The following is a 17,093-nucleotide window of genomic DNA, read 5'->3' on the forward strand; positions in this document are numbered from 1 at the left end:
AGAACGATTTAATTCATATTATGAATTAAAACTTTCGCGCATGTTTTGGCTTATCGTTGCGGAAAAGACACGTTTTGGGCCGCATTTGCATGCCGCTTACACATCACCATGCCCGAAAATGAAATACCGCGCGGCAAGGCTCGCCGCCCCCCGTGCAAAACTGTCCGGCTCAAAATCACGAAAATTGATCATGGTATGGGTATTGGGACGATGCAGAATATGAGAGTCCGCTTCATGCTGGAGTGCGTGCCCATACACGCCATCCTTCAGGGCAGAATCCAGCATCACGACAACATGGCTGGGGTCCAGCATCTGAATAAGTTGCGCCGTGGCAATGCCCATGGCTGATCCGGCCCTGTGCAGAATGGTCAGGGCCTGCGGATGCCCTTCTGCCGCCAGCAGCGTGAGTTCCCGCGTGCTGGTGGGCAAACCTGCCTGCCGGGCAGCATTACCAATTGCCAGAAGAGAAGCCACCGTTTCCAGACACCCGCGATTTCCGCATCGGCATGGCAGGGCCTGTGTTGCATCCACAGTGATGGGGGCATGAGAAATTTCCCCTGCCCCGCCGGCATTCCCCCATAGCAGCCGCCCGTTTACAATATGGGCGCACCCGATGCCGTGGCTGACAAAAACCATGCTGAAATCCGGGCTGCCTTTCAAAGGCCCGAAAAGCTGCTCCCCCAGAATCAGCGCCTTTGCATCATTCTCCACCCACACCGGCAAGCCGGTCCGTTCGGCCAGCACGGTTCCGATATTGAGGTTACGCCACCCCAGCGCCGTGCAGGCCAGACAGGTCTGCCTGTCCTTGGCCACAAACCCCGGCAGCGCTACGCCAATTCCTGAAATTTTCTCACGGTTTTTCCCAAGAGACTTCCGTAAGTCCCCAACCGCTCCGGCAAGGGAGGCCAGACAGGCCTCCGGGTCAGGCAGGCGGGGGAGTTCAATTCTGGCAAGCGTTGTGCCGTGCAGGTCTGTCAGCACCACAACCGCAGGATCATCCTGAAGGGAAATACCGATAAACCAGGCCGCATTTGCTCTCACAACCAGCGGCACGGAAGGACGGCCTGCTCCGTAAACAGGCTCCTGCTCACACAGAATATCCTGCTCCAGCAGATCGCGCACCAGCGCTGTGAGGGCTGCCTTGCTCATCCCCAGATCCTTTGCCAGCTCACTCCGGCTTCTAGGCCCGAAACGGCTGAGTGTGCTGAGAATCTGATAATGCCCTGAAGACAGCATGGCCTGCCCCTTGCCTGCAAAAACGGGAACGAAGATAATTTATAGCATGAAACAAGTAGGGGAGACAGGTGGAATGTTATTTACAAACCCCCTCTGAAATACTAACCCGGAAAGACGCCTTGCCTTACCCGGCAGGAGCCCCTGCGCTCCTTGGTCCTTCAGTGCCTTTCAATCACGGATGCCCTTATGCTTCTCTGTGCAGACATCGGCGGGTCGTTTATCGATTTTGCTCTCGTCCATCCTGATGGCAGACTGGAACATCGTCAGACCGTACCCACTCCGGTAGCGGATTCTGAAAACTTCATAGGTGCTCTCAAGGCATTATGTGCGCCATATCCCGGCATTCCGCTGCATATCGCAATTGCCGGAGTGGAAGACCCGCTGACCGGCCGGGTAAATGCCGCAAATATTCCCTGTCTGAACACGCTGGCCGTGAGAGAGCAGCTCAGCCACCACACGCAGCGTCTGGTTCGCATCGGGAACGATGCAGACTGTTTTGCTCTGGCGGAGGCCCGGTTTGGCGCGGCAAAGGGGCATCGGAATGTGTTCGGCCTCATTCTGGGCACGGGGGTTGGCGGCGGATTTGTGCTGGACGGGCAGCGTGTGCCCGGTCTGGGCGGCGTGACGGGCGAACTGGGGCATGCCCCCGCCGTTATTGCCCCGCCATTTCTGGCGGACCCGGAAGAGGCGCTCTCTCTGGTGCCCCTGTTCCCCTGCGGCTGCGGGCAATCGGGCTGCCTTGATACGCTGGCAGGCGCGCGCGGTCTGGAGCGCCTGCATGTCTGGGCTGGCGGACGCGCTGAAACCAGCCACGCCATTCTGACACTTTGGGAACAGGGCGACGCACAGGCCACAAAAACCATGTCTGTCTGGATGCTCTATACCAGTGCGGCGCTGGCGCATGTCATTAACATCACAGGCAGTACGGTGGTACCTGTGGCGGGGGGGCTGAGCAATTCAGCCGCCCTGATTGATGCGCTGGACCGGGCCGTGCGTGACCGTATTCTGGTTCCCACCACACAGCCGCTTCTCCGCCGTGCAATGCTGGGCAAAAATGCCGGAATTCTGGGGGCCACCTGCCTTGGGCCGGAGATGTGTCATGAACCGTGTTGAAATCTGCATCGAAACACCACAGGGCGTTGATGCGGCCCATGCCGCCGGAGCGGACAGGCTTGAACTCTGCGCCTCACTGGATGTGGGTGGCCTGACGCCAAGCGTGGGGCTGATGCGCTATGCCGCCCGCTGCCCGCTGCCATGCCTCGCCATGATCCGCCCGCGTGCAGGTTCCTTCCTGTTTGATGCCGAAGAAGCTGCCGTGATGAAGGACGATATCCGGGCAGCCCGTCAGGCAGGGCTGGCGGGTGTGGTGCTGGGGGCCAGCAGGCCCGACAGGAGTCTGGACCGGGATCTCCTCCTGCGTCTTTCCGAGGAATGCCACGGGATGGAGCGCACGCTGCACCGGGCGTTTGATCTGGTGCCTGACCCGTTTTCTGAGCTGGAATTTGCCATTGAGGCCGGGTTTACGCGCATCCTGACCTCCGGCCAGAAGCCTTCCGCGCTTCAGGGGGTGGAAGGCCTCGCCCGTTTGCAGCATCTCGCACAGGGCCGCATTGTCATTCTGGCAGGCAGCGGCGTGACTGCTGGCAATGTACAGACCGTGATCACCCGGACCGGTGTGACGGAAGTTCATGCCTCGTGCCGCAAACCTGCGGCCCCTCTGGCTGGAGACGATGCTTTCGGGTTTGGCTCCCAACCGGTGATAACAGACCCTGATGCAATACGCGCTCTGGTTGCAGCCACCCGTCAGGCCGCAGGAAATCAGCCCTTATGAACAGTGCCGATCTGATTGTCATGCTGGCCTATCTGGCTGGCATGCCGCTGCTGGCCGTCATGCTTTCAGGCCGCCAGTCTTCCACCGCGGCCTATCTGGAAGGCGGGCATGATCTGCCCTGGTGGGCCCTGTGCCTGTCCATGGTGGCAACAGAAACTTCGACACTGACAGTCATCAGCGTTCCCGGCGTGGCCTTTGGGAGCGGCATGGTATTTGTGGGGCTGGCGCTGGGCTATCTTCTGGGCCGCGCCCTTGTGGCGTGGAAATTCCTGCCCCTTTACAGCGCGGGCCGCATGCTCAGCGCGTATGATTACCTCGGCCAGCGCTTTGGCCAGCGGATGCAGCGTGTTGCATCCGCCACCTTTCTGGGCACCCGCGTTCTGGCGGAAGCCGTCCGGCTGTTTGCTGGCATGCTGCCCCTCACTGCCATGCTGGCCGCTACCCACATGGCGGTGCCGCATACCGTGCTTCTGCTGGGTGTTGTCGGTATCACGCTGTTTTATACCGTGTGTGGCGGCCTGCGGGCCGTTGTCTGGTCTGATGCCATCCAGTTCTGCCTGTATCTGGCAGGCTCAGCCATGTGTGCCGCCCTTTTGCTGCATGGCCTCCCCGCTGGAGCTGCCACAACCTTGCGGCAGGCTGGAAAATTCAACCTGTTCCTCCATGGCACTGCCCCTTTCAGCAGCGCCTTCACCCCCATTGCCGCCATTGGCGGTGGCGCGCTGATGACCCTTGCCTCCCACGGGACAGACCAGCTTATGGTGCAGCGTGTGCTGGCCGCCCGCAGCCTGAAGGACGCCCGGCTGGCGCTTATGGGGAGTGCTGTCGGGGTGACGGCACTGTTCTTCCTGCTCTCCGGGGTAGGGATCCTGCTCTGGATGCATCACGGCCAGCTTTCGGTTCAGGCCGCAGGGTTTTCCACGCCGGACGCCATTTTCCCGGACTATATCGTCCATGGTCTGCCCGCAGGGCTGCGCGGGTTGATGGTGGCGGCCATTCTGGCGGCCACCATGGGATCTCTCTCCTCCACCCTTTCCGCCATGACAGCCGCCACAATGGGAGATTTTTCCTCCGCCTGCTCGGCACTGAGCCGGAAACTTTCTCTCACCCCCCTTGGCCTGGCCCGTGTGCTGACTGTGTTCTGGAGTGCCGTGCTCGTCGGGTGTTCCCTGCTGTTTGCACAAGGGAGCCAGTCCGCCGTGCTGCTGGGGCTCTCCATTGCGGCATGTGGCTATGGCCCCATGCTGGGGACATTTCTGGCCGGTATGGCGCTGCCCTCCGCCCGGGCGGCGGACCTGCTTCCGGCGTTCTGCCTGACGGTGCCCCTCGTGCTGCTGGCCATGGCCGCGCTGCATCCCGGCGGGCACGCGCTGGCATTCCCCTGGCTGATTCTACTGGGCATTATCCTGCTGTTTGCCTTTGCTGTGTGCGCTCGTCTGGTGCGAGGCGTTTTCCCACGCCTGACACGGACACCAGAAGCATGAACGCCAGCCGCCTCTTTTCTCTTGACCACAGGAGTTTCACCGCATGAGCCGACAGGCCTCTTCCGCTCTCAGTGCGCCCGCCAGAACCGAAACCTATGACCCCCGGTATGAAGCGCTGGACCTCTGGCCCACCGGCACCCTGCTGGATGCCCTGCTGGAAAGCCAGTTGGGGGCGGTCGCCTCCGTCAAGGCGGCCCTCCCCGGCATGGAGGACGCCATTGCCGCCGCCCTGCCACGCCTGCAGCGCGGCGGCCGCCTGTTTTACGTGGGTGCCGGAACCTCCGGCCGCATCGGTTTGCAGGATGGTGTGGAACTGATTCCCACCTACGGGTGGCCGGAAGAGAGGCTCGTGCTGCTGCTGGCCGGGGGTGATGCCGCCCTGTTCCAGCCGGTGGAAGGCGCGGAAGATGATGAAGACGCCGCCCGTGCCGCCATGACCACCCATAAAGCCGGGCCGGATGATGTTGTGATTGGTGTTGCCGCCAGCGGCGGCACCCCGTACACCTGCGCAGCACTCGCCTGTGCCCGCGCGGCGGGGAGCCTGACCATTGGCCTTTCATGCAGCCCGGACACCCGCCTCCTGCGGGATGCGGAACTGGGCCTGCTGATTGAAACCGGGCCTGAAGTGGTGGCCGGTTCCACCCGCATGAAAGCGGGCACGGCGCAGAAGGTCGCGCTGAACATGCTCTCCACAGCGCTCATGATCCGCCTTGGCCATACCTGGCGCGGGCAGATGGTGGATATGCGGATTGTCAACGCCAAGCTGGTGCTTCGGGCGCATCGCATGGTGCAGCAGCTTACAGGCTGCACGGAAGATGAAGCCCGCAGCGCGCTGGAAAAGGCAAATGGCAGCATCAAGCTGGCCGTGCTGGTGTGCTTTGGGTTTTCACCAGAGGAAGGCAGCACGCTGCTCAGGCAGCATGCGGGCAACCTGCGGGCAGCGCTGAAAGACCGCTGAAACCGGCCAGAACGCCCGGCGGGCTTTTTCGCACGCCCGGCAGGCTCAGGGCCGCCCGGACCGATGATACGGATGGCCCGCGGCAATGGCCTGTGCGCGGTAAATCTGTTCCACCAGCATGATACGCACCAGCATGTGCGGCCATGTGAGCGTGCCGAAGGAGAGTTTGGCATCGGCGCGCTGGATGACGGAAGCGTCCAGCCCTTCCGCCCCGCCAATCACGAAACAAACCGGCCGCCCGGAGGCGGACCAGTCCGCCAGAGCGGCGGAGAATGCCGGACTGTCAAAACACCGCCCGGCTTCATCAAGGGCAATCAGAAAGGCCTGCTGCGGGCAGGCTGCAAGAATGGCCTGTGCTTCCCGCCGTTTGATTTCCTCCGGGCTGCCCCGGCCATCGGCCAGTTCAACCACATCAAGCTGCGGGCGCAGGCGCTTGAGATAGCGCGCAACAAGCGCCTGCTCGGACTTGTCTTTCATACGCCCGACGGCAATCAGCTTCATGAGGAGACGACCTCCGGCTTCTGAAAAAAGAGCGTGTATTCCAGCATCCGTCTGAAGGCAGGCTGATACAGAGAAGGGGAAGCACATCTGCTCCCCCTTTCTGCAAGCACGTACACAGGAACGGGTGAAAGATCAGACAGGCGTGACCGCCTCTGCATGCCCGTCATCCAGTTCAGCGCCCCACATTTTTTCCAGACCATACAGTTCGCGCGCTTCGGGCTTGAAAATGTGGACAACAATATCCCCGGTATCCAGCAGCACCCAGTCAGACCCGTTTACCCCCTCAACCAGCACACGCTTGATGCCAATATCTCTCAGCTTGCGCTCAATATGCTGGGCCATGGCGGAAATCTGGCGGTCGGCCTCACCGGTGGCAATCACCATCCGGTCTGCAAACGAGGCACGGCCTGTCAGGTCGATCACAACGATATTTTCGCCCTTGTCATCTTCCAGACTGCTGATGATCAGAGCGAGAGACTGTGCGATCACATCCGGGGAGGCAGACTCACGCTTGACCTTGCCTTTCGGCCCGGCAGCGACGGCTTTTTTGCGGACGGACCCTGTCACTTTGGCAGCACCAGCCAGAGTGGGTGTGGCGGAGGCCGCTTTTTTGGTGGCTGCCGTGGAGGACCTGCTGCGTGCAGATGCTTCGGCGGGTGGCTTGCTGACTATGACCATTCTCCTGAATTTGATGTATCGGGCGCGGCGGCATGGCCCGCACCATCCCTGAAACCACCCCGCTGACGAATTGATGTTGCAGATATACCGTTTTGTCGCCCCGGAAGAAAAGTCCATACTGGAGGCGAAAGCCCGGGCAACAGACGGGCCTGCCGCGATGGCAGGCGGGCATGCGCCAGATAGTGCGCCGCAGCCCCCCGTAAAGCCCGCATATTCTGCCCCGGACGCGGCATAACCGCCACAGGCACCCGGTGCAGCAGGCGTTTCCAGCCCTTCCATTTAAGAAGGGTGGCAAACCCGTCCGCCCCGGTCAGCCAGACAAAATGCACGTTCGGAAACCGGGTCTGCAGCTTGCCCAGCGTATCAAACGTATAGCGGGTGCCGAGTCGGGCTTCTATATCCGTCGCCACAAGCCTGTGCCCATCCGCCAGAGACGCCGCCGAGGCCAGCCGCTGCGCGAAGGGGGCCATCCCCTCAGCAGGTTTAAGCGGGTTCCCCGGTGAGACCATCAGCCAGACCTGATCAAGCCCCAGCGCCACCAGAGCGCGGCGGGCAATGGTCTGGTGCCCCAGATGAGCAGGATTGAAAGAGCCGCCAAGCAGACCAATCCGCGCGGAACGGCGGTCTCCCCCTGTCGGAATTCTATCCTGCCACACCATGGCGGGGTTCAGGTCCGCACCTGCCCTGTGCCAATCACCTCATACCGGAAGGTTGTCAGCTGCTCCACGCCCACCGGCCCGCGTGCGTGGAAGCGGCCTGTGGCAATCCCGATTTCGGCGCCAAAGCCGAATTCACCACCATCACAGAACTGCGTAGAGGCATTCCACATCACAACGGCGCTGTCCGTTCCATTCAGAAAGCGGGTCGCCACGGCTTCATCCGAGGTCACAATGGCTTCCGTGTGGGACGATCCATAGCGCAGGATATGGTCCAGCGCTTCATCCACGCCATCCACCACGGCGATATTCAGCACGGCGTCCAGCCATTCCGTTGCAAAATCCTGCTCCGTGGCCGGGGGCAAGTCCGGCATGATCTCCCGCGCTTCGGCATCTGCCCGGAAGGTGCAGCCGAACTCGGCCAGATCACTCACCAGCAGCGGCAGAAGAGAGGGCGCGATAGCCGCATCAATCAGCAGGGTTTCCGTGGCGCCGCAAATCCCCACGCGCCGCATCTTGGCATTCAGCACAATACGCCGCGCCATGCCCGGATCGGCCGCGGAATGCACATAGGTGTGGCACAGGCCATCCGCATGGGCCAGAACGGGCACACGGGCCTCCTTCTGCACACGCTCCACCAGAGAGCGGCCGCCACGCGGAATGAGCAGGTCCACCAGGCCAGCGGCCCCGAGCATATCCGCAACATGGGCGCGGTCTGCATCGGGGGCAATCAGCACGGCATCTTCCGGCAGGCCTGCCGTGCGCAGCCCCGCCTGAATGGCGGCATGAATCGCCCGCGCGCTGTGCAGGCTTTCAGACCCACCGCGCAGCAGCACGGCATTCCCGGATTTGATGCACAGGCCCGCAGCATCCGCCCCCACATTGGGGCGGCTTTCATAAATCACGCCAATCACGCCCACCGGCGTTGCAACACGCCGGATGCGCAGGCCATTGGGGCGCGTCCATTCTTCCAGAATCCGCCCGACAGGGTCAGGCAGGTCCGCCATCTCCTCCAGCCCCAGCGCCATGGCTTCCACCCGCTCGGGGGTCAGGGTCAGGCGGTCCCGGAACGCATCACGCGCGGTGGATGCCTCAAGATCTTTCGCATTGGCGGCCAGAATGGTCTTGCTGGCTTCGCGAATGGCCGCGGCAGCCGCCCACAAAGCCCTGTCCCGCGCAGAAGAGGGGCTTTGCGCCAGAGTGCGGGACGCCAGTCTGGCCCGACGCGCCAGGGCCACCATCGGGCCTGGCACAGCTCCGGAACCCGTTTGCTGTGTCATGCCGTGCTGCCCGTCTTCCTGCGCCTTCATGATGGCGTCCCTTATCCCCGTTTCTCAGTGTTTGTGAAAATCTGCGCGTTTCGGCTCAGACGTTAAAGCGGAACAGCAGGACATCCCCGTCCTTCACCACGTAGTCCCGCCCTTCAATACGCAGGCGACCAGCTTCCTTCGCGCCGGCCTCGCCACCGTACTGAATGTAATCATCATACGCGACAGTTTCACATGCAATGAAGCCGCGCTCAAAATCATTGTGAATAACCGCCGCTGCCTGCGGGGCCTTCGTGCCCTGGGTAATGGTCCAGGCCCGCGTTTCCTTCGGCCCCACCGTAAAGTAGGTCCGCAGGCCCAGCAGGCCGTATCCGGCCGCAATCACGCGGTCCAGACCGCTGTCATGCATGCCCAGCCCTTCCAGAAACTCGCGGCGTTCTTCATCGGCAAGCTGGCTGACTTCCGCCTCGATCGCGGCGGAAACAATCACCACCGCAGCGCCTTCCGCCTCTGCCCTGACCTGCACCTTTCTGGAAAAATCGTTTCCGGTGGCTGCGGACTCTTCATCCACATTGCACACGTACAGAACCGGCTTGCTTGTCATCAACTGAAGGCGGCGAACAGCCTCTTCCGCCCCGGCCGGAATGGCGGTGCGGGCCGGGCGGCCTTCCTTGAGCGCTTCAATCAGCGGTTCCATAACCTCCATCTGCGCCATGGCTTCGGCATCGCGGTTCTTGGCGCGCTTCTGCAGGGCGGGAAGGCGTTTTTCCAGCGAATCGAGATCCGCCAGCATCAGTTCCGTTTCAATGATTTCGGCATCACGCACGGGGTCCACCCCGCCTTCAACATGCGTGATGTCATCATCCTCAAAGCAGCGCAGCACATGGATAATGGCGTCCACTTCCCGGATGTTGGCCAGAAACTGGTTGCCCAGCCCTTCCCCGCGGGAGGCACCACGCACGAGGCCCGCAATATCCACAAACTCCAGGCTGGTGGGCACCACCTTCTGGGATTTGCCAACCGTTGCCAGCTTTTCCAGCCGGGGGTCCGGCACCGCCACACGGCCCACATTGGGTTCAATGGTGCAGAACGGATAATTGGCCGCCTGCGCTGCGGCTGTTGCTGTCAGCGCATTGAACAGGGTGGACTTGCCCACATTGGGAAGACCGACAATACCGCAATTAAACCCCATCAGCCTTTACTCCCTGTCTGGCAACGCAACCTGCGTCATGAATTGATCCGACCGGCCTTCCGCCAGAAGAGGAGCCGCATCTGCCATTTTATCCAGCAGAGGCTCAAGCCAGGTCTGTCGGTCCGTGTCTGTAAAATTTCCAAGCACCCAGCCATGCACGCGTTCCTTGCTCCCGGGATGCCCGATCCCGATGCGCACGCGCCAGTAGTCCGGAGTGCCAAGCATCTTGTCCATGGAGCGCAGGCCGTTATGCCCTGCCGCCCCGCCGCCCCGCTTGACCCGCACCTTGCCGGGCGCAAGATCCAGCTCATCGTGAAACGCGGTGATATGGTCCGGCGTAACCTTATAAAAGGCCGCGGCTTCCTGCACACTTTCACCGGAAAGGTTCATGTATGTCATGGGGCGCAGCAGCAGCACACGGTGCGTGCCCACCCGACCTTCCGCAACATGTCCCTTGAAACGTGTCCGCCACGGAGAAAACCCATAGCGGCTGGCAATGGCATCCACTGCCATGAACCCGACATTGTGCCTGTGTCGGCTCATTGAAGACTCGGGATTACCGAGTCCGGCCCAGATCAACATCACTGGTCCTGTATCTCGCTGAGTGTGGGGCGCATGCGCCGCATGCGCCCCGGCACTCTGTTTTCAGAACGTCAGTCCGGCGTTCAGGCAGACGCAGCAGCCTCGCCTTCCGCTTCATCAACGCTCGGTGCCGCGATAGTGGCGATCACGAAGTTGGGGATATGCACCAGCGGAGTCACGTTTTCCGTGCCCTTCAGGTCGTCCCAACGCACGTTATCATTGATGTCCAGAGCGGACAGATCAACCGTGAAGAATTCAGGGATGTGTTCCGCATCCGCTTCAACTTCAACCGTGTGACGCACGATGTTCAGAACGCCGCCGCGCTTGAGGCCCGGAGCTTTTTCTTCACCCGTGAAATGAACGGACACTTCAACTGTCACCTTCTGGCCAGCGGCCAGACGCATGAAGTCAACATGCTCCGGGGTGTCTTTCACAGGGTGGAGCTGGATGTCACGAATCAGGGCGCGTTCGGTATCACCACCGGCAACCTTGATTTCGTAAACGCGTGAGCGCCAGCCGGAAGCCTGAATCCCCTTGACGACGATGCGCGGGTCAAGTGCGATCAGAGTCGGTTCTTTCTTGCCGCCGTAAATCACGGCCGGAACCAGACCAGCACGCCTCGTTGCACGCGCTGCCCCCTTACCAGCCTTCGCGCGCGCCGAAGCTTCGATAGATGTAATCTTGGACACGTTAATTCTCCTAAAAACCAGAACATACGGGCCTCCAGGGGTGCCCGTACGGTGCGGTCGCCTTACCGGAAACAGGGAGAAAAAGCAATGCATCCCCCCTTTCCCCGCAGAAAGCCCTGCCCCGGGGCGGGTATGAAAGGGGCCTCCGCCGCCACGAAACCCGCAGCACCCCGCAGGCTTCTGTGCGTCTTTCCCTTGACATCTGCGCGGCTCCCCGGCTTCCTCCCGCGCAGTATATTAAGATGACTGGCACCGCCTGCCCGGCTCCCCCGGGCGCAGGCCCTCAAATTTCAGGACGAGAGAATGCATCCTTACCGTACCCATAGCTGTTCGGCCCTTCGCGCGCAGGATGCCGGCACCACAGCGCGCCTGTCCGGCTGGGTCCATAGCAAACGGGACCACGGCGGCCTGCTGTTTATCGACCTGCGTGATGAAACCGGCATCACCCAGATTGTAATCCCGGCGGGGGACCCGACCCTTGCACAGGCGGAATCCGCCCGTGTTGAAAGTGTGATCACGGTAACGGGTGAGGTGGTGCGCCGCGAAGAGGCCACCCGCAACCCCGACCTCGCCACAGGTGACATTGAAGTGCGCGCCCGCGAGCTTGTCGTGCAGTCCTCCGCGGCGGTTCTGCCGCTGCAGGTGGCGGGCCATGAAAACTACCCTGAAGACCTCCGCCTGCGCTATCGCTACATCGATCTGCGCCGGGAGAGCGTGCACAGCAACATGCTCCTGCGCTCCCGCGTTATCCAGAGCATGCGCAAGCGCATGACGGACCTGAACTTCATCGAACTTCAGACCCCGATCCTGACAGCCTCCTCCCCCGAAGGCGCACGGGACTTTCTGGTTCCGGCCCGCATGCATCCCGGCAAGTTCTACGCCCTGCCGCAGGCGCCGCAGCAGTTCAAGCAGCTGGCCATGGTGGCCGGGTTTGACCGCTACTTCCAGATCGCACCCTGCTTCCGGGATGAAGCCTCCCGCGCGGACCGCTCCCCGGGTGAGTTCTACCAGCTTGACTTCGAAATGGCTTTCGCCACGCAGGACGAAGTCTTCGCGACGCTGGAAAATGTCATGTCCGGCCTGTTTACCGAATTTGGCAACGGCCGCACCGTCAGCCAGGCTCCGTTTGAACGGATCCCCTATGCCCGCGCCATGAAGGTGTATGGATCTGACAAGCCCGATCTGCGGAACCCGCTGCTGATTACGGATGTCACGGAAGAATTCGCAGGCTCCGGCTTTGGCCTGTTTGCCCGCATTGCCGCGGATGGTGGCGAAATCCGCGCCATTCCCGCCCCTGGTGCTGGCGAGAAGCCCCGTGCGTTCTTTGACAAGCTGAACAACTGGGCCCGTGAGTCCGGCGCGGGTGGTCTGGGCTACATCATTTTTGCCGAAGATGGCGGCAAAGGCCCGATTGCCAAGAATCTGAAAGCGGACCGCGTTGAAGCCATCCGCGCAAAGCTGGGCCTGAACGCGGGGGATGCCGTGTTCTTTGCCGCTGGCAAGGCAGATGAGGTGGTGAAGTTCTCCGGTCTGGTGCGCACCCGCGTTGCGGAAGAGCTGGACCTGATTGAAAAGAACGCCTTCCGCTTCTGCTGGATCACGGATTTCCCGATGTATGAGCTGAACGAGGAAACGGGACGCATCGACTTCTCGCACAACCCGTTCTCCATGCCGCAGGGCGGGCTGGACGCGCTGAACACCAAGAACCCGCTGGAAATCAACGCCTACCAGTATGACATTGTGTGTAACGGCATTGAGCTTTCCTCCGGCGCGATCCGTAACCACCTGCCGGACGTGATGATCCGGGCCTTCGAGATTGCCGGATATCCGGAAAGCGAAGTGGAAGCCCGGTTTGGCGGCATGCTGAACGCGTTCCGCTATGGTGCGCCGCCGCACGGTGGGTCCGCTCCGGGGGTGGACCGTATTGTCATGCTGCTGGCGGATGAACCCAATATCCGCGAAGTCATTCTGTTCCCGCTGAACCAGCAGGGTGAAGACCTCATGATGGGCGCTCCGGCCCCTGTTCCGCCGGAACGGCTGAAGGAACTCTCTCTGGCGCTGGACCTGCCCAAGCCGAAACTGGCCGCCAAAAAAGACTGACGCACGTCAGATGGCACATCCGGGGTGGTTGCGCTTCCGCCCCGGATGCTCTTTTCTCAGGGCATGACCGGATTACCGCACAGCCCTGCCCGCCTGACATGCCGCCTTGCCCACACATCCCGACCGGACGGGACAAGGCGCGGGACAAACCCCCTGCGTGGCTGCGTGGCCTCAGCGCTTCTTCTTGCAGCGCTCCCATCCGTCGGCCTTGCCGCACGCCCCACCGCTTCAGCACCCGTACCGGCTTCCGCGCCAACATCCGCTGCTGTACCCGCGTCCGGCCCTCTGGTAGGCCAGCGCGCCGCATATGACCTCACCCTGACTGAATCAGGCGGCAACACACTCTCCGCCAACGGCACAATGACGTATGTGGTGCACGATACCTGCACGGCGTGGTCCAGCCAGCAGCATCTGGAAATCCAGAGTGTCACGCGCAACGGCGGCGCTGTGACCATGGAGTCCGATTACACCACGCTGGAAAGCAAGGATGGGCATCACCTCGTTTTCCGCACCGTACAGAAATCCAACAATGCCGTGCTGCAGACCGTGAGTGGAGAAGCCACTGTCGATGCGCACGGGCATGGTTTTGTGCAGTATGAAAAGCCGCTCCATAAAAAGCTGACCCTGCCCGCTGGCACCCTGTTCCCCATGGCGCATACCGCCGCCATTCTTGCCGCAGCACAGAAGGGCCTGCCCAACATCGCCCCCCTGCTGTTTGATGGCACCAGCCCGGACGGCGCACAGGAAACCTACATCACACTTCTGGGGTGGGGCCTGCCGAAAGACGGGCCTCCCTTCCCTGCCCTGACCGGCCTGCCAGCCGGGCGCGTTCATGTTGCTTTTTTCAGCCGGACACCAGAGTCCATTTTGCCAGATTACGAGATTGGCATGCGCTATTTCGCAAATGGTGTTTCAGATATGCTGGATATGGATTTCGGAGATTTCCACATGCAGGGCACTTTGCACACCCTGACCCTGCCGCCTCGTTCCGCCCATTGCTAAAGAGTGTTATGCACTTCGAGAAAGCAGTTGAGCCACGTTTCTGAGCATGACGCCCGAGAAGGTGATGATGCGCATGGCGGCGAGTGTTGAAGGCCAGCGCCAAGGCCGAAACACGCCCGCCAACCTCATGTTGGCGCATAATCTGAAATTTTTCTCAGAAAAATCGGGAATTTTTAAAAACGGGTGACGCCATGACAACGCCACCCGCCGGAGCAGCGCCCTTCCGGTTCAGGCCGGAAGGGGCTGTCATTGCGCTAAAATCGCCGCGCTTATAGCGCCACGCCTTACTGCGCGGGGTGATGCTCGGCGCGCAAAACAGTCACCAGATCCTGCAACTGTTGCGGATTGGATTTCAGAATTGCAACATTCTGGGCATCCGGTGTCGGGATCCTGCTGGTTGCCTGCCCCGGCGGCACGTTCATCAGGCTGCCCGTCAGGCCGACGCAGGTCAGGCTCATCACAAACTCACGCGGCGTAAAGCCATTGGTTTTCAAAATAGGGTCCAGACCCGGCACTTTTCCAACCATAGCAACCTGCTCTTCAATCGACATCCCCAGCCGCCCGGGAGGCTGAATATGTGCGGCCTGAATGGATTTCAGGGCAGAGGTCAGGCGCGGCACCACATCAGGTGCCAGCTTGTAGTGCAGGGCGGTATTCATGTCGCGCTGCAAGGTTGTCACCTGCTCAGGTGTCAGGTTGGGTCTGGCAGCCGGGGCCGGCGCTTGCGCCGGTGAGGCTGTCTGGGCCGGAGCGTTCTGGGCCAACGCATTCTGGGCCAGAACGGGCTGAACCAGCATGCTCCCGGCCATCAGGGCGACACTCAGCGCCATTTTCGTCACTGCATTCATCAAAGACATCTCCTTCCTGAAAACAGACGTGTTTTTCACACTCTGCGTCATACTGAAACAGCCCATTCGCCTTTGCGCATCAGGGGCACGGCGGCTCCGCTCGCATCAATGCCATCCACATCAATTTCACCTGAACCAATCATCCAGTCGATATGAATCAGGCTGCTGTTCGCCCCGCGCGCGGCCAGAGCGGCCTCATCCTGCCCGGCCGTATCCAGCATGCATTTGGTATAGGCCTGCCCCAGCGCGATATGGCTGGCGGCATTTTCATCAAACAGCGTGTTCTGGAACAAAATCCCGCTCTGCGAAATTGGTGAGGAATGCGGCACAAGGGCCACTTCTCCCAGCCTGCGCGCCCCTTCATCCGTATCCAGCACACGCGCCAGAACGTCTTCCCCTTTTGCGGCGTGCATCTCGACAATTTTGCCGCCATCAAACCGCACACGGATCTGGTCAATCAGCGAGCCTTGATGAGACAGGGGCTTGGTGCTGGCCACATACCCATCCACCTTCAGACGGTGCGGGGTGGTGAACACTTCTTCTGTCGGGATATTGGGGTTACAGACAATGCCATTCCCCGCTTTTTCCGCCCCCCCGGCCCAGTCATGCCCATCGGCCAGCCCGACAATCAGGTCCGTGCCCGGCCCGGTAAAATGCAGCGCGGCATAACGAGCGTCATTCAGGAACGCGGCACGGCGATGCAGCGTGACATTATGAGCGGCCCAGTCTGCCACAGGGTCTTCCCCCGTCAGGCGGGAGGCTTCAAAAATCGCCTGCCACAGCCGCGCCACAGCCTGATCTTCCGGAAAATCAGGAAACACCATTCTGGCCCATGCCGGGGTGGCGGTTGCCACAATATTCCAGTTCACATCAAAACTGGTGATGATTTCCATAGCCGGCCTGTTCACGCGGGAGGCCGCACGGCTGGCGCGGGAAATATGCTCGGGGTTCTGGCCTGCCAGCAGAGCGGGATTACTGCCGGTAATGGCCAGCCGCGCCGCACCGGCCCGAAAGCCATCGGCCATGCCATGAGCGAGCCATTCAGCCGCCGTATCAAACGTCTCCTCATGCCCGAAGCGGTAGCGGGCCAGCGTTGTCTCTTCATCCGTATAAAGGGTGGTCACGAGTGACGCCCCGGCTTTATAGGCATGCTCCGTCACCCGCCGGACCAGCGGCACAGCCTCCAGCGGTGCGGTAATAATCACCTGCTGTCCGGGGGCCACATTGAGACCGGTACGAACGGCCACTTCCCCCAGCCGGTCCAGCATGCTTTCCAGCGTGTTCTGTTCCTGCCCGGCATTCTGCCTGTGAGACGAGCCTGTCATTCCAATCCTTTCCCTTTACCCTGGGGTATCACCCTTCCCGTTCCGCACGCCCCGAGCGGCAGGGCGGCACGAACTGTCTGGGCTGATCGGATACTGAAGCCGCGCATCAGTCAACCGTCTGCACCGCCACGCACCCCCGATCAGGGCGCAGGCAGCAGAAACGGCTTGAGTGCTGCAGGCAGGTAAAGCGGGTGGCAGGGCCGCCCATTCACCCCGACTTTCAGGGCATAAACGGCAATGCCGTTCTGCTGGAGATACTGCACAACCTCCGGCCCGCGCGCGCGCAGCCCCTTGTGGTGCGGAGCGCCATAGGCGGCAATAACCAGATCCGCCTCCCGCGCCATGCCCAGAAGGGCGGCATCATTCTCCGGCCCCACAGGGTCTGCCGTTTCCAGCAGACGCTTCTGGTCCGTGCAGCGATAGGCAAAGGTATTTCCCACCAGAATACCCCCGTACCCCCACGCACGGGCATAGCGCTGGCATTTGGCCACAGTACGGTCATCCCCCACTTCCGTGGCGACGGACGGGTTCATCATCAGCCACATGACAACGGGACGTGAGGCATCCCACACACGCTTCAGCGTGTAACGATAGCACTGGTCCGGCCCGCCATAGGTTGCGGTGCTGACAACATCATCAGACAGGCCAAGGGGGCGTGAGTCCCCCACATGGTGTGCGTTGAAAAGATCCTGCATGAGCGATCCCGAACCGTGGCAACAACAGTCTTCTCAGGAAGACTGACC

General features: G+C 61.4%; 18 protein-coding genes. 7 read left to right on the plus strand and 11 right to left on the minus strand.

The features are described from left to right. Positions 1 to 96 precede the first annotated feature (96 nt). On the minus strand, positions 97 to 1,149 hold the full coding sequence (locus GOB82_RS10325) for an ROK family protein (RefSeq protein ID WP_166122764.1): 1,053 nt from the start codon (positions 1,147 to 1,149) through the stop codon (positions 97 to 99). Between the two features lie 273 nt (positions 1,150 to 1,422). On the opposite strand from GOB82_RS10325, the gene GOB82_RS10330 reads away from it, so the two are divergent. Genes GOB82_RS10330 through GOB82_RS10345 form a run of 4 tightly spaced genes read left to right on the plus strand, consistent with a single transcriptional unit; the run spans position 1,423 to position 5,509 of the window. Continuing rightward, entirely contained in the window at positions 1,423 to 2,349 is a 927-nt protein-coding gene (locus GOB82_RS10330) for an ROK family protein (RefSeq protein WP_166122766.1), read from the plus strand. Then, positions 2,336 to 3,067, plus strand: coding sequence for a copper homeostasis protein CutC (locus tag GOB82_RS10335; RefSeq protein WP_166122768.1), 732 nt, complete (start codon positions 2,336 to 2,338; stop codon positions 3,065 to 3,067). The genes GOB82_RS10330 and GOB82_RS10335 overlap by 14 nt, the downstream gene beginning before the upstream one ends. Further along, the gene (locus GOB82_RS10340; RefSeq protein WP_166122769.1) at positions 3,064 to 4,551 is read left to right on the plus strand and encodes a sodium:solute symporter; all 1,488 of its coding nucleotides are present in this window, start codon (positions 3,064 to 3,066) and stop codon (positions 4,549 to 4,551) included. Before GOB82_RS10335 ends, GOB82_RS10340 begins: the two co-directional genes overlap by 4 nt. Before the next feature lie 43 nt (positions 4,552 to 4,594). Beyond that, complete coding sequence (locus tag GOB82_RS10345) at positions 4,595 to 5,509, plus strand: N-acetylmuramic acid 6-phosphate etherase (protein WP_166122771.1); 915 nt, start codon at positions 4,595 to 4,597, stop codon at positions 5,507 to 5,509. Between the two features lie 45 nt (positions 5,510 to 5,554). On the opposite strand, the gene GOB82_RS10350 is transcribed toward GOB82_RS10345, so the two are convergent. The 7 genes from GOB82_RS10350 to GOB82_RS10380 all read right to left on the minus strand — a co-directional run bounded on the left by GOB82_RS10350 (position 5,555) and on the right by GOB82_RS10380 (position 11,075). Beyond that, positions 5,555 to 6,010 (minus strand): 23S rRNA (pseudouridine(1915)-N(3))-methyltransferase RlmH, encoded by a 456-nt coding sequence (locus tag GOB82_RS10350; RefSeq protein WP_166122773.1) that lies wholly within the window; start codon positions 6,008 to 6,010, stop codon positions 5,555 to 5,557. Positions 6,011 to 6,142: 132 nt separating this feature from the next. Then, positions 6,143 to 6,595, minus strand: coding sequence for a ribosome silencing factor (rsfS, locus tag GOB82_RS10355; RefSeq protein WP_242007347.1), 453 nt, complete (start codon positions 6,593 to 6,595; stop codon positions 6,143 to 6,145). Positions 6,596 to 6,678: 83 nt separating this feature from the next. Then, the gene (locus GOB82_RS10360; protein ID WP_166122777.1) at positions 6,679 to 7,347 is read right to left on the minus strand and encodes a nicotinate-nucleotide adenylyltransferase; all 669 of its coding nucleotides are present in this window, start codon (positions 7,345 to 7,347) and stop codon (positions 6,679 to 6,681) included. An 8-nt stretch (positions 7,348 to 7,355) separates the two neighbouring features. Next, the gene (locus GOB82_RS10365) at positions 7,356 to 8,624 is read right to left on the minus strand and encodes a glutamate-5-semialdehyde dehydrogenase (protein WP_166122824.1); all 1,269 of its coding nucleotides are present in this window, start codon (positions 8,622 to 8,624) and stop codon (positions 7,356 to 7,358) included. A gap of 85 nt (positions 8,625 to 8,709) precedes the next feature. Next, a complete protein-coding gene (gene ychF, locus GOB82_RS10370) occupies positions 8,710 to 9,804 on the minus strand; it encodes a redox-regulated ATPase YchF (RefSeq protein WP_166122779.1) in 1,095 nt (364 codons plus the stop codon). 6 nt (positions 9,805 to 9,810) lie between these two features. Then, the gene (gene pth / locus GOB82_RS10375; RefSeq protein WP_166122781.1) at positions 9,811 to 10,386 is read right to left on the minus strand and encodes an aminoacyl-tRNA hydrolase; all 576 of its coding nucleotides are present in this window, start codon (positions 10,384 to 10,386) and stop codon (positions 9,811 to 9,813) included. Between the two features lie 83 nt (positions 10,387 to 10,469). Further along, positions 10,470 to 11,075: a 50S ribosomal protein L25/general stress protein Ctc gene (locus GOB82_RS10380; RefSeq protein WP_166122783.1), complete on the minus strand. Its 606-nt coding sequence runs from the start codon at positions 11,073 to 11,075 to the stop codon at positions 10,470 to 10,472. A 303-nt stretch (positions 11,076 to 11,378) separates the two neighbouring features. Here GOB82_RS10380 and aspS point away from each other — a divergent pair, with 303 nt between their 5' ends. The 3 genes from aspS (at position 11,379) to GOB82_RS10395 (ending at position 14,364) form a co-directional block, all read left to right on the plus strand. Beyond that, positions 11,379 to 13,175, plus strand: a complete 1,797-nt coding sequence (gene aspS, locus GOB82_RS10385; protein ID WP_166122785.1) for an aspartate--tRNA ligase — start codon at positions 11,379 to 11,381, stop codon at positions 13,173 to 13,175. Between the two features lie 63 nt (positions 13,176 to 13,238). Continuing rightward, a complete protein-coding gene (locus tag GOB82_RS10390; protein ID WP_166122787.1) occupies positions 13,239 to 14,177 on the plus strand; it encodes an EipB family protein in 939 nt (312 codons plus the stop codon). 46 nt (positions 14,178 to 14,223) lie between these two features. Beyond that, positions 14,224 to 14,364: a hypothetical protein gene (locus GOB82_RS10395; RefSeq protein ID WP_166122789.1), complete on the plus strand. Its 141-nt coding sequence runs from the start codon at positions 14,224 to 14,226 to the stop codon at positions 14,362 to 14,364. Positions 14,365 to 14,461: 97 nt separating this feature from the next. On the opposite strand, the gene GOB82_RS10400 is transcribed toward GOB82_RS10395, so the two are convergent. The 3 genes from GOB82_RS10400 to GOB82_RS10410 all read right to left on the minus strand — a co-directional run bounded on the left by GOB82_RS10400 (position 14,462) and on the right by GOB82_RS10410 (position 17,045). After that, complete coding sequence (locus GOB82_RS10400; protein WP_242007345.1) at positions 14,462 to 15,025, minus strand: hypothetical protein; 564 nt, start codon at positions 15,023 to 15,025, stop codon at positions 14,462 to 14,464. 47 nt (positions 15,026 to 15,072) lie between these two features. Then, positions 15,073 to 16,350: an aminopeptidase gene (locus GOB82_RS10405; RefSeq protein ID WP_166122793.1), complete on the minus strand. Its 1,278-nt coding sequence runs from the start codon at positions 16,348 to 16,350 to the stop codon at positions 15,073 to 15,075. Between the two features lie 140 nt (positions 16,351 to 16,490). Continuing rightward, positions 16,491 to 17,045, minus strand: a complete 555-nt coding sequence (locus tag GOB82_RS10410; RefSeq protein WP_166122795.1) for a DUF1643 domain-containing protein — start codon at positions 17,043 to 17,045, stop codon at positions 16,491 to 16,493. Positions 17,046 to 17,093 lie beyond the last annotated feature (48 nt).

The sequence above is a fragment of the Acetobacter farinalis genome (assembly GCF_011516935.1).
Lineage (GTDB): Bacteria > Pseudomonadota > Alphaproteobacteria > Acetobacterales > Acetobacteraceae > Acetobacter > Acetobacter farinalis.